Source organism: Bradyrhizobium sp. USDA 3262, from assembly GCF_054060035.1.
On record NZ_JBSSCT010000001.1, the window covers coordinates 1,131,084 to 1,143,448 of the forward strand.

At 65.6% G+C, this 12,365-nt stretch carries 11 protein-coding genes; 4 read left to right on the forward strand and 7 right to left on the reverse strand.

Features of this window, described 5'->3' with window-relative positions; translation table 11 throughout:
• Window positions 1–97: 97 nt before the first annotated feature.
• Window positions 98–988: a ParB/RepB/Spo0J family partition protein gene (locus ACVWYP_RS05270; RefSeq protein ID WP_304497983.1), complete on the forward strand. Its 891-nt coding sequence runs from the start codon at window positions 98–100 to the stop codon at window positions 986–988.
• A 106-nt stretch (window positions 989–1,094) separates the two neighbouring features.
• Here the strand turns inward: ACVWYP_RS05270 and holA are convergent, their stop codons facing one another.
• From holA to ACVWYP_RS05290, 4 genes are all read right to left on the reverse strand, one after another.
• On the reverse strand, window positions 1,095–2,126 hold the full coding sequence (gene holA / locus ACVWYP_RS05275; RefSeq protein WP_304497984.1) for a DNA polymerase III subunit delta: 1,032 nt from the start codon (window positions 2,124–2,126) through the stop codon (window positions 1,095–1,097).
• Between the two features lie 8 nt (window positions 2,127–2,134).
• Window positions 2,135–2,692, reverse strand: coding sequence for an LPS assembly lipoprotein LptE (lptE, locus tag ACVWYP_RS05280; protein WP_028342005.1), 558 nt, complete (start codon window positions 2,690–2,692; stop codon window positions 2,135–2,137).
• Complete coding sequence (gene leuS / locus ACVWYP_RS05285; RefSeq protein ID WP_304497985.1) at window positions 2,679–5,321, reverse strand: leucine--tRNA ligase; 2,643 nt, start codon at window positions 5,319–5,321, stop codon at window positions 2,679–2,681. The genes lptE and leuS overlap by 14 nt, the downstream gene beginning before the upstream one ends.
• Window positions 5,322–5,568: 247 nt before the next feature.
• Window positions 5,569–7,260: a sensor domain-containing diguanylate cyclase gene (locus tag ACVWYP_RS05290; RefSeq protein WP_411782565.1), complete on the reverse strand. Its 1,692-nt coding sequence runs from the start codon at window positions 7,258–7,260 to the stop codon at window positions 5,569–5,571.
• A gap of 109 nt (window positions 7,261–7,369) precedes the next feature.
• Between ACVWYP_RS05290 and ACVWYP_RS05295 the strand changes: the two genes are divergently transcribed.
• A complete protein-coding gene (locus ACVWYP_RS05295) occupies window positions 7,370–8,086 on the forward strand; it encodes a YggS family pyridoxal phosphate-dependent enzyme (RefSeq protein ID WP_304497986.1) in 717 nt (238 codons plus the stop codon).
• 308 nt (window positions 8,087–8,394) lie between these two features.
• Here the strand turns inward: ACVWYP_RS05295 and ACVWYP_RS05300 are convergent, their stop codons facing one another.
• Together ACVWYP_RS05300 and ACVWYP_RS05305 are read right to left on the reverse strand one after the other, a co-directional pair.
• On the reverse strand, window positions 8,395–9,180 hold the full coding sequence (locus tag ACVWYP_RS05300; RefSeq protein WP_304497987.1) for a 2-keto-4-pentenoate hydratase: 786 nt from the start codon (window positions 9,178–9,180) through the stop codon (window positions 8,395–8,397).
• Window positions 9,181–9,283: 103 nt separating this feature from the next.
• A complete protein-coding gene (locus tag ACVWYP_RS05305; RefSeq protein WP_304497988.1) occupies window positions 9,284–9,823 on the reverse strand; it encodes a L,D-transpeptidase family protein in 540 nt (179 codons plus the stop codon).
• A 242-nt stretch (window positions 9,824–10,065) separates the two neighbouring features.
• Between ACVWYP_RS05305 and ACVWYP_RS05310 the strand changes: the two genes are divergently transcribed.
• On the forward strand, window positions 10,066–10,752 hold the full coding sequence (locus tag ACVWYP_RS05310) for a response regulator transcription factor (protein WP_016841446.1): 687 nt from the start codon (window positions 10,066–10,068) through the stop codon (window positions 10,750–10,752).
• A 57-nt stretch (window positions 10,753–10,809) separates the two neighbouring features.
• Window positions 10,810–11,250 carry a cyclic nucleotide-binding domain-containing protein gene (locus ACVWYP_RS05315; RefSeq protein ID WP_304497989.1) on the forward strand — a complete coding sequence of 147 codons (441 nt, stop codon included), beginning with the start codon at window positions 10,810–10,812 and terminating at the stop codon, window positions 11,248–11,250.
• A 157-nt stretch (window positions 11,251–11,407) separates the two neighbouring features.
• Here the strand turns inward: ACVWYP_RS05315 and ACVWYP_RS05320 are convergent, their stop codons facing one another.
• Window positions 11,408–12,223 carry an exodeoxyribonuclease III gene (locus tag ACVWYP_RS05320; protein ID WP_028342012.1) on the reverse strand — a complete coding sequence of 272 codons (816 nt, stop codon included), beginning with the start codon at window positions 12,221–12,223 and terminating at the stop codon, window positions 11,408–11,410.
• Window positions 12,224–12,365 lie beyond the last annotated feature (142 nt).

Below are 12,365 nucleotides of genomic sequence, written 5' to 3' on the forward strand. Positions count from 1 at the left end.
CGAGCCGCGATGGGTTTCGCTTCGCTCTACCCATCCTACGTTTCTTTTGAAATTCAAGTCTGGAGTACTGCGTGTGAATCCAAGGGAGCTCGCAACAATGGCCGATGAAGCGCGTTCGCGACTGGGGCGCGGGCTGGCAAGCCTGATCGGAGATGTCGGCGGCGAGGCGGCCGCGCATGTCGAACGGCCGCGCAACCAGCGCAAGGTGCCGATCGAATTCCTCAAGGCCAACCCGCGCAACCCGCGGCGCAGCTTCGCCGACACCGAGCTCGGCGAGCTCGCCGATTCAATTCGGCAGCGCGGCGTGATCCAGCCGATCGTGGTGCGTGCGATCAAGGGCGCGCAGGACCGCTACGAGATCATCGCCGGCGAGCGCCGCTGGCGCGCCTCGCAGCTCGCCGGCCTGCATGAAGTGCCGATCGTGCCGGTCGAGGTCTCTGATTCCGACGCGCTCGAGATCATGATCATCGAGAACGTCCAGCGCGAAGACCTCAATGCGATGGAAGAGGCGCAGGGCTATCACGCGCTCGCCGACGAGTTCAAACGCAGCCAGGAAGACATCGCCAAGATCGTCGGCAAGAGCCGCAGCCATGTCGCCAACATGATGCGACTGACCAAGCTGCCCGCCGAGGTGCAGGCGCTGATCTCGAAAGGCGATCTCTCCGCCGGCCACGCCCGCGCGCTGATCGGTGTGCCGGATCCGCTCACTGCTGCGAAGCGCATCGTCGCCGAAGGTCTCAACGTCCGCCAGGCCGAGGCGCTGGCGCATGAGGAGGGCGTGCCGGAGCGCAAGCCGCAGAAGGCGCGCAGTGGCAGCGCGGCCAAGGTCGACAAGGATGCCGATACGCTGGCGCTCGAGAAGCGCGTCAGCGATGCGCTCGGCCTTGCCGTCACCGTCAGCCATCGCGATCCCGGCGGCACCGTCCAGATCAGCTACCGCAACCTCGAGCAACTCGACGAGGTGGTGCGGCGGCTCGAGGGCGGTTAGCGGTTTCGTCATTCCGGGGCGCGCGTTAGCGCGAACCCGGAATCTCTTTCGATCACCGCTGGATTCCGGGTTCATGCTTCGCATGCCCCGGAATGACTCGATCAAATCAACCCCGCCGCTTCGCATTCGCCGCGATCGAGAGCAGCGCGCGCTGTGCGATCACGGCGGCGAGCGAGGCCTGCTTGCGCATGTCGAGCGCCGCGGTCGCGAGCTGATCGATCACGCTCACCAGCCGCGGCGGCGTGAAATTGCGCAGCGCGATTTCGACCGCAGGTTTGCGCGAGAAGTGCAGCCGCGGGAAGCCGCCGTCGAGCACGGCTGACGCCGGTGTGCCGTCCGCGATCGCCAGCGCCGATTTGTGCAGCCATGCCGCCTGGCGCTGCGCGGCCGAGATGATCACGCCGGGATAGGTGCCGGCGACCATTGCTTTCGTGAACTCGCTCTCGACCAGCGCGGCATTGCCGGCGAAGGCGCCGTCGACGATCGGGTCGAGCTTCAGCTCGGAGGCGTCGGACACCACGGTCATCACGTCCTCGAGCGTGATCTCGCCCTTGCCGTGCGCGAACAGCGCAAGCTTGCGCAGCTCGTTGCGCGAGGCCATGCGGTCGCCGCCGAGCAGCGACATCAGTACCGCGCGCGCATCCTGCGCGAGCCGCAGATTCGATACCCGCAGCTCGTCCTCGATCAGCTTGGTCAGGTCGCGCTCGGTGTCGGGATAGCAGCCGATCGCCACTGCATTCTTGGCGCGCTCGCAGATCTTGCGCAGCGCCGATTCCGGCCTGAGCTCACCGGCCTCGATCACGATGCGGCAATCCCTGAGCGCGGTGGTCTCGGTCAGCGTCTCGACGCCGCTTGAGAAGTTGCGCGAGCCGGCGCGGACGCGGATGGCGCGGCGGCCGCCGAACAGCGGCATCGTCATGGCCTCGTCGACCAGCCGCGACGGTTCGGCGGCGAGTTCGTCGCCATCGAGCCGCACCAGCGAGAATGGATCGTTGGGATCGTCGACCGCGGAGGCCATCAGCGCGTCGGCACGCTCGCGCACCAGGCCGAGGTCCGGGCCGTACAGCAGGATGATCGGACGGCCGGCGTCAGGCCGGGCGAGGAAGCTGTCGATCTCTTTTCCGCGAAGCGCGACCAATGCGGCGATCAGGTTCCGGTGGAGAAGAAGGAGGCGAGCCGGGTCTGGATGTTGTCGGCGATCTCCTGCGCGGCGCGGTCCTCGGCGTCGCGGAAGGCGCGGGCGCGGGCGAAACGCTGGTAGGAGCCGGGCATGTCATAGGACACGCGCGAGAACGTGGTGCCGGTCATGACCGATTTGTTCGACGCGATCTCGACCAGGTTGAACTGGGCGTCGATGCCGTAGTTCTCGCTGGTCGGCAGCGCCGTGGCCTGGTCGATCATCAGCGAGGAGCGGCTGGTGGTGAAGCGCAGCACCAGCCGATGCGTCGGCGGTGCGCCGGTGGCGGTGCCGTAGAGCTTGAAGGCGAGGGCGTTGCGGACCTCGACGCCGACGCGGGCTTCGCGCGAGGCGTTCGGCTTGTCGACCGGCGGAACCTCGACGCCCATCAGCTTCTCGCGTAGGGCGGACGACTGGCCGTCGAGGGTGCGCTCGGCATACATCGGCTGGAAGCATCCGGCCGTCAGCGCGGCCAAGGCAGCCACGGCCACGAGCCGGGCGGCGATCCTGATCCTAGCCGACAACATTGACGATCCTCATGGGCACCACGATCACCTTGCGGACGGCTTTGCCACCCAAGGCGGCTTTTACCGCATCGAGCGCCAAAACGGCAGCCTCTATATCCGCATTTTGCGCCGCCCGTGGCACGGTAACATCACCTCGTTTTTTACCGTTGACCTGGACGACCAGGGTCACGCTGTCTTCGACCAGCAAATCGCGCTCGATTTGTGGCCAATCGGCCTCGGAAACCAGCCCGGTCTGGCCCAGAACCACCCAGCACTCCTCGGCCAGATGCGGCATCATCGGCGAAAACAGCTGCACCAGGATGGTCGCGGCCTCCTTGACCGTCCAGGCCATGTCCGGCGCCGGCTTGTCGCCTTTCGCCAGCACCTCGGACAGCGCATTGGCGAACTCGCGGATATGGGCGAGACACACGTTGAAATGCAGCCGCTCGATCCCGGACGACACCTTGTCGAGCGCGCCATGGGCCGCCTTGCGCAGCGCCAATGCGTCGGGCCCGAACGTCGCCGGCCGGGCCGCCGGCGCCGTCTTGGCGATCTCGGCCGATTCGTTCACCAGCCGCCACAGCCGCTGCACGAAGCGCGAGGCGCCCTGCACGCGCTCGTCGCTCCAGATCACGTCGCGGTCCGGCGGCGAGTCCGACAGCATGAACCAGCGCGCGACGTCGGCGCCGTAGCTCGCGATGATGTCGTCGGGGTCGACGGTGTTCTTCTTCGACTTCGACATCTTCTCGATCGGGCCGATCGCGACGTCCTCGCCGGTCGCCATCAGCACCGCGCGGCGGCCGTTGCCGCCGACCTCGATCTTCACCTCGGCCGGCGTGACCCAGCTGCCGTCGGCCTTCTGGTAGGTCTCGTGCACCACCATGCCCTGGGTGAACATGCCGGCGAACGGCTCGCTCATGTCGATGTGGCCGGTGGCCTTCATCGCGCGGGTGAAGAAGCGGCTGTAGAGCAGATGCAGGATCGCGTGCTCGACGCCGCCGATATACTGGTCGACCGGCATCATCCGGTTGGCGACCGCGGGCGTGGTCGGCGCGGTCTCGTTCCACGGGTCGGTGAAGCGCGCGAAGTACCACGACGAGTCCACGAAGGTGTCCATCGTGTCGGTCTCGCGCACGGCCTTGCCGCCGCACTTGGGGCAAGTCACATGCTTCCAGGTCGGATGATGGTCGAGCGCGTTGCCCGGCTTGTCGAAGCTGACATCCTCCGGCAGCGTCACCGGCAGCTGGTCGTCGGGCACCGGCACCACGTCGCATTTCGGACAATGGATCACCGGGATCGGGCAGCCCCAGTAGCGCTGGCGCGAAATGCCCCAGTCGCGCAGGCGGAAATTCACCTGCCGCTCGCCGACCGGCGCCAACCTTCCTTCCCCTGGCAAGGCGCGCAACTCAGCCTCGAGCCGCTTGGCGACCTCTTCCTTGGCCGCTTCGATGGTCATGCCGTCGAGGAAGCGCGAATTGATCATGCGGCCGTCGCCGTCATAGGCGACGTCTGATATGACGAACGTCTTCGGGTCCTGGCCCTCGGGGCAGACCACCGGCACGTTGCCGAGATCGTACTTGTTGACGAAGTCAAGGTCGCGCTGGTCGTGCGCCGGGCAGCCGAAGATCGCGCCGGTGCCGTATTCCATCAGCACGAAGTTCGCGACATAGACCGGCAGCTTCCAGCTCGGATCGAACGGATGCACCGCCTTGATGCCGGTGTCGAAGCCCTGCTTCTCGGCGGTGTCGATGATCGACTGCGCGGTGCCGATCTTCTTGATGTCGGCGATGAACTCCGCGAGCTTCGGGTTCTTCGCGGCGGCGGCTACCGCCAGCGGATGATCCGCCGAGATCGCCATGAACTTGGCGCCGAACAGCGTATCCGGCCGCGTGGTGAAGATCTTCAGCTCGCTCTCGCCGGCCGGCGTGGTCGCCGCATCCAGCGCGAAGCGGATCAACAGGCCCTCGGAGCGGCCGATCCAGTTGCGCTGCATCAGCCGCACCTTGTCGGGCCAGCGGTCGAGACCATCCAGCGCTTCCAGGAGCTCTTGCGAGTACTTCGTGATCTTGAAGACCCACTGGCTCATCTCGCGCTGCTCGACGACGGCGCCCGAGCGCCAGCCGCGGCCGTCGATCACCTGCTCGTTGGCGAGCACGGTCATGTCGACCGGATCCCAGTTCAGCTTGCGCTTTTCACGCTCGGCGAGGCCGGCACGCAGCATGTCCAGGAACATCTTCTGCTGATGCTTGTAGTAGCTGGGGTCGCAGGTCGCGAATTCGCGCGACCAGTCGAGCGACAGCCCGATCGACCGCAGCTGCTTCTTCATCGCGGCGATGTTGTCGTAGGTCCAGGCCTTCGGCGCCACCTTGCGCTCGATCGCGGCATTCTCGGCCGGCAGGCCGAACGCGTCCCAGCCCATCGGGTGCAGCACGTTGTAGCCCCTGGCGCGCATGAAGCGGGCCAGCACGTCGCCGAGCGTGTAGTTGCGGACATGGCCGATATGGATGCGCCCCGACGGATAGGGGAACATCTCGAGGACGTAGTATTTCGGCCGCGGATCGTCGTTCTTGGAGGCGAAGATCGCCTTTTCGTCCCACAGGCGCTGCCAGCGGGGTTCGGATTCACGGGCGTTGTAGCGTTCGGCGGTCATGAAATCGCAAGGATTTTGGGTGGCTTTGGGTGATTTTCGGGTCCCATCCGGGGACGGCGGACTAGGCCACAAAAGCGCCTGCGCGGTCAACGGCTTGGGGCCTCCAAACGCCCCATCCCGTCGCGTAGCCGCCCTGCCTCTGTCGCAGGGGCGCCGTCTGCAGCCTCCTCGACGTCCTGACGAAAATATGCGGCGTCGCCGATCATCATGGTTCCGCGCTCATGGCGCGGCTCGGCCACGCATGATCTCAGCTCGCCAGCGCCATCCCGGCTTCGTCCAGCGTCTGCAGGAAGCCGTGCTCGATCACGGCGTTGCGGCCGCGGCGCTTGGCGGCGTAGAGGGCGGCGTCGGCGGCTTCGATCAGGTCGCCGGGGCGCTGGGTCTCGTTCGGCTTGGTCGTGGCAACGCCGACGCTGACGGTGACGACACAATGGCTCGAGGACGTGTGCGGCACGGCAAGGCCGAGCACGGCGGTGCGCACGGTCTCGCCGATCGCGAGCGCATGCGCGGCGTCGGTGTTCGGTAGCAAGAGACAGAATTCCTCGCCGCCATAGCGGCCGGCGAAGCCCATGGTGTCGGCGGCGATCCCGGACAGCACCTCGCCGATCCGGGTCAGGCAGGCATCGCCCTCGGGATGGCCATAGGTGTCGTTGTAGAGCTTGAAGTGATCGACATCGATCATCATCAGGGACAGCTCGCATTCATATTGCTGCGCCCGCATCCATTCGAAGTCGAGCCGGCTCTGGAAGCCGCGGCGGTTGGCAAGGCCCGACAGCGCGTCGATCGAGGCCATCACGGTGAGGCGATCGTTGGAGGCGACGAGCTCGCGCTCGCGCTGGCTGAGCTGCGCCGCCATCGCGTTGAAGGCGCGCGCCAGCGGCACGAATTCCGACGGCAGCTTGTGCTTGGCGACGCGTGCCGACCAGTCGCCTTCGCCGAACCGCCGCGCCATGCCGGTCATCAGCTCGATCGGATGGATGACGAGCCGCTCGGCGCCGACCAGGGCACCCAACAAGACGAAAAGGCAGACGAAGCCGAGCTGCAGATAGGCGGTGCGGATCTCGCGGTTGATCGCCGCGGTCACCTTGGCCTCATCCATGCTCACGATCAGCCGCGACTGCGTTCCGGCGATGCGCGCGAAGCTCAGCGTGCGCTGCGCGCCGTCGGACGCCGTGAACGACACCGAGCCGGATGGTTCGTCATAGCTCAGCGCCTTCTCGGCGATCGCGGCCATCAAGGGGATGGTGTCGAGCGAGCGGCCGATCAGGCTCGCATGATCCGCGGGCGCGGCGATCACGACGCCGGTGCTGTCGACGAGAACGGCCGACATGCCGGGCTGGCCGCCGAGATTGGCCATGATCTGCGACAGCCAATCGATGTTGATGCCGGCGACGACGACGGCATCCTGCTCCGGATTGATCGCGGCCACCGGATAGGCGGCCATCATCATCGGGCGGCCGTTGGTCCTGCCGCGCAGATAGTCGCTGAACACGAAGCCGCGGTTGTCCTGCGCCTTCTTGAAATATTCGCGGTCGCCGACATTGAGGCCGACCTGGACGTTGAGGGTCGAGCACTGCACCAGCCCGTCCCTGGAGACGAACATGATGCTGCGGATCCAGGGCAGCACCGTCGGCAGGCTGGCGCGCAGCACCTCGCAGCTCTGCGCGATGCCGCCGGAGGCGCGGATATAGGCGGCGGATTTCAGCATGGTCTCGACCGAGGAGACCACCTCGCGCTGGGTCTCGGCGGCATGCGCGGTGAGGCTGGCATAGCCGGCCGCGGCCTGCGCAATCTGCTTGCTGCGGGAGTCTTCCAGCGTGCGGACGCGGTCGAGCATCAGGGGCGCGACCAGCATCAGCGCAAGCAAGGCCAGCCGGGCACGAATTCCCAGAACCTTCTTGAGCCTGACCCGGTTGCGGTTGAAAGTGACGCCCGACATTCTATCCCCTTGCCCGTGCGCAAGGTAGAATGCAGGGCTTCAAAAAGCCTTTCCCGAATTTGGTAAAATTCGAGCCAACCCCCCGCACCTGTCAGAGAACGGCACAAGCATGACGCAAAGCCCGACCACGCCGTTACCGCCCGGTTCACCACATGACCCTGCCTCCGGCCTCGCCGCCGTCGAACGCGAGATCGCCCATGCCTGCAAGGAAGCGCGGCGCGACCGTGCGTCGGTGACCTTGATCGCGGTGTCGAAGACGTTCGCGGCTGACGCAATTTTGCCGATTATCGGCGCAGGACAGCGCGTATTTGGCGAAAACCGCGTGCAGGAGGCCAAGGGCAAGTGGCCGGCGCTAATCCAGGCTCACCCGGGATTGCAGCTGCATCTGATCGGGCCGTTGCAGTCGAACAAGGCCAAGGAGGCGGTCGCGCTGTTCGATGCGATCCATTCGGTCGACCGCACCAGCATTTGCGAAGCGTTAGCCAAGGAAATCAAAAATCAAGGGAAGCACCCGGAACTGTTCGTCCAGATCAATACCGGCGAGGAGCCGCAGAAGGCCGGCGTCGCGCCGCAGGACGCGGATACCTTCATCGCGGCCTGCCGCGACACCTACGGCCTTCCGGTCTCGGGGCTGATGTGCATCCCGCCGGTCGACCAGGCGCCGGCGCCGCACTTCGCGCTCTGCGCCAAGATCGCCGCGCGTAACGGCCTCAAAAATCTCTCGATGGGCATGAGCGCGGATTTCGCCGTGGCGATCCAGATGGGCGCCACCCATGTGCGCGTGGGCTCGGCGATCTTTGGGACGCGGACGGTGCCGCATAACTAGTGTCGCTTGGTGTCCGCCAGGATCACACTGAGGCTTGCCGTCATCAGAACCGTCATCCCCGCGCAAAGGCTTCGCCTTTGTCGCTGGAGGAGCCGCGAAGCGGCGTCTCGAAGGATCGACGGCCACCAGTCGGGCCGTGCATCCTTCGAGGCTCGCTACGCTCGCACCTCCAGCGACAAAGGCAAAGCCCTTGCGTGAGGATGACGGTGTTTGGATGCGTGTCTCGCCGCGCGCCCTTTTCTAAGGCCGCGGCGTATGGGTCCTGGCCTTCGCCAGGACGACGTTGGCGTGTGCGGTGAGCGCGCAGCCTACGCGAACTTCACCGACACTTTTCCGATCGCGCCGAAATCGGCGGCGAATTCATCGCCGGCGGCGATCGGCAGCGGGGGATGGCAGGTGCCTGTGGTGACGACTTCCCCTGCCCGCAAGGTCAGCCCGAGCGCACGCAGCTCGTTGGCGCACCAGGCGAGCGCTATCCGGGGATCGCCGAGCACGTTCTTGCCGTGGCCGATATAGCGTTCGCCGCGCAGTGTGATGGTCGGGCGGTCCTCGACCAGATCGATCGCGCGCCAGTCCGCTGTCGTTGCGGGTCCGAGCACGAATAGATGCGCGCAGGCATTGTCGGCGATCAGCTGCGCTTCGCCTGCGGCGACGAAATCGGCGAAACGCGAATCCGGAATCTCGATCGCCGGATGCAGCGTGCCGACGGCATCCAGCACCTCCTGCACGCTGTAGGGCGTTGTGCGCGGCGCGAGGTCGCGCGCCATGCGGAAGGCGTATTCCGGCTCGCCGACGCGCATCTCGTTGCCCTGCATCGACGCGGTGCCGCCATCCGGTATCACCGTCTCGGCAAGGATGCGCCCCGCGAGCGGTCCGGCGACATTGATGTGCTTCTGGCCGGCCGTGCTGGTCGCCGCGATCTTCCAGCCGAACAGTTTTTCGCGCGACGTTTTCTCCAGCGCAGCTTGCACCGCATAGCCCTCGGCGCGATCGCGCGGCCGAATTGCGCCATCGAGTGCGCCGAGTTTTGTTCCCGCGTGCCAGTGCTCGCTCAGGACGTTCGAGGCAGCGGCGATCTGGTTGTTGTCGAGCATGCTTTTTCACTCCCGCGGGAATTATTCTTGGTTGCGCGCGATCTCAGCACAAACGCGTCGCGCCTGTCGCGTGGGAAAACCGATGCTGAGCTATTCCACCACCCTACCCAATAACGATCCGGGTCTGCGGCGACATCCGCCGCAACAGCCGCAGCATCGAGGCCTTCGTCATCGACACGCAGCCCGCGGTCGGCGAGAAATTCGGCCGCGCCAGATGCAGGAATACGGCGCTGCCGCGCCCGGCGATGCGCGGCGCGGCGTTGTGATCGATCTCGATAATGAAGTCGTAGAGATGATCCTCGCGAGTCAGGCGGTCGCCGCCCTGCTCGCGATCGAGCCGGATCGGCTGGTTGTAGTGACGGTCGGCGGGGTCCTCGCACCAGGCATCCTCGCGACGGATCGGCCGGGTCGGCAGGAAAGTCGTGGGACGCTGGTGCCGGTCGGCGCGCCACCAGAGCTGGCGCGGATGGAAGACGCCGCGCGGCGTGCCGCCGTCGCCCTCGCGCTTGTTGGCGAGGATTCCGCCGCGCCCGAGCGCCACCGGCACGGTCCAGCCATCGGCCGACAGCCAGCCCCGGCGCGGGTCGCCGGCGGCTGCTCGGACCTCGATGATGGAGAGCTGGCGATCACGTTTAACTGTCATATAAGTGATTGAAATAGCTGATCTTCCCTTAAGAATCGTTCCAAACTGAGCTTGCCTTGGAGGTTCAGAACATTCTATCTCCCGGCATTACAGGACATTCACGTCCTGCCCCGCCGGATTTGAGGTAGACTGCGTTGCCTTGTGAATCGGTAACAATCGCCTACCTGAGAACATATCTAGCCGATGTTACGGCCATAGGCGCCCTCCGCTTCTGACCGCCCCGCCCCCGAAGGATTGTACCTATGGCCAATGCCCGCAAGATCTTGATCGTGGATGACGATACCGATCTGCGCGATACGCTGGTCGAGCAGCTGTCGCTGCACGAGGAATTCGAAGCCTCCGCAGTCGACACCGGCGCCAAGGGCGCCACTGCCGCCAAAGCCAATTCCCCCGATCTGGTCCTGATGGACGTCGGCCTGCCCGATACCGACGGCCGCGAAGTGGTCCGCTCGCTCCGCAAGGGCGGCTTCAAGGCTCCGATCATCATGCTGACCGGCCACGACACCGATTCCGATACGATCCTGGGGCTCGAATCCGGCGCCAACGACTATGTGGCCAAGCCGTTCCGCTTCGCGGTGCTGCTGGCCCGGATCCGGGCGCAGCTCCGCCAGCACGAGGCCAGCGAGGACGCGGTGTTCTCGGTCGGCCCCTACTCGTTCCGGCCCGGCTCGAAGATGCTGACCGGCGCCAATGCCAGGAAGGTGCGGCTGACCGAGAAGGAAACCGCAATCCTCCGCTTCCTCTACCGCGCCGGCCAGATGCCAGTTTCGCGCGAGACCCTGCTCCAAGAAGTCTGGGGCTACAATTCCGGTGTCACCACCCACACGCTGGAAACCCACATCTACCGCCTCCGCCAGAAGATCGAGAAGGATGCCGCCAACCCGGAAATCCTGGTGACGGAAGCCGGTGGCTACAAGCTGGTGCCGTGATACGCTTTGCGCTCAACGATTCGTGAAATCGAGGCGCGCCGCGGTTACCGGACCTGAATGTCGATCGATGATGACGTAGCCCTGCTCGAGCGGGTCCCGACGATGCGTCTGTTGGGCGAGAGCTCCTTGCGCATGCTGGCGATCGGCTCCGAGCAACGTGATTTCAACGCAGGCGACGTGCTGTTCAAGGCCGGCGACGCTGCGGACGCCGGCTATGTCGTGCAGCGCGGCACCTTCCGCGTCGAGGAAGGCGGCGCCGAGATCATTGCCGGTCCCGGCGCGCTGATCGGCGAGCTCGCATTGATCGTCGCGATGAAGCGGCCGTCGACCGCCACCGCGCTGGAGCGCGGCTCGGTGATCCGCGTCGCGCGCAGCCTGTTCCAGCGCGTGCTGGAAAGCGATCCCGCCGCGGCCGTTCGGCTGCGCGACGAACTCGCATTGCGTACCAGCCAGCTCGCAAGCGATATCCTGATGGCGGGCGGGAAGTTGAGTACGTGAACTTTCGGCGCGTCATTCCGCAAGGTCATTGAACCGTCACCCTGAGGTGCGAGCGCAGCGAGCCTCGAAGGGTCGACGGCCACCAGCCGGGCCGTGCACCCTTCGAGACGCGCGTTCCGCGCTCCTCAGGATGACGGATCGGGGGTCGGCGGCGCCCCTAAACCTCCATCACCGCCGTCACCGGCACGTGGTCCGACGGGCGCTCCCAGCCGCGGGCGTCGCGGGCGATCCTGAAATCGCTGACCTGATCCTTCAGCGCGCGCGAGACCCAGATGTGATCGAGCCGGCGGCCGCGGTCGCCGACGGTCCAGTCTGCCGCGCGGTAGCTCCACCAGGTGTAGACCTTTTCCGACATCGGGATCCGCTCGCGCGCGATGTCGAACCATTCGCCATGCGCCTGCGCGGCGAGCAGCTTCTCGGTTTCGACCGGCGTGTGCGAGACCACCTTGAGCAGCTGCTTGTGCGACCAGACGTCGTTCTCATGCGGCGCGACGTTGAGGTCGCCGACCAGGATGTGGCGGTCGTCGCCGCGCGGATGCAGCGGCTCGCAAGCTTTCATCTCGTCGAGGAATTGCAGCTTGTGCTCGAATTTCGGATTGAGCGCGGGATCGGGAATGTCGCCGCCGGCCGGTACGTAGAAATTATGCAGCACCAGCGGCTTTGACAGCTGCGCCTTCTCGCCGAACGACACCGAGATGTGCCGTGAATCGATCTTGTCGCAGAACGTCCTGATGTCGGTCGTCTCGAACGGTAGGCGCGAGACGATGGCGACGCCGTGATAGCCCTTCTGTCCGTTCAGCGCGACGTGCTCATAGCCGAGCCGCTTGAAGCGTTTCAGCGGAAACGCATCGTCGATGCATTTGGTCTCCTGCAGGCACAGCACATCCGGCCGCGCGCTCTTGATGAACTTGGCGACGGTGTCGATGCGCAGGCGCACCGAATTGATGTTCCAGGTGGTGACGGAGAACCGCATGAGAGCTGCGTCTTAGCACGGTTCTCAGTGCGGGTTGGCGCTTTGTCCACAAGCAAGCGCTTGTAGGATGGGTAGAGCGAAGCGAAACCCATCATTGACGCAGCGCGCCCTGACCGCGATGGGTTTCGCTGCGCTCTATCCA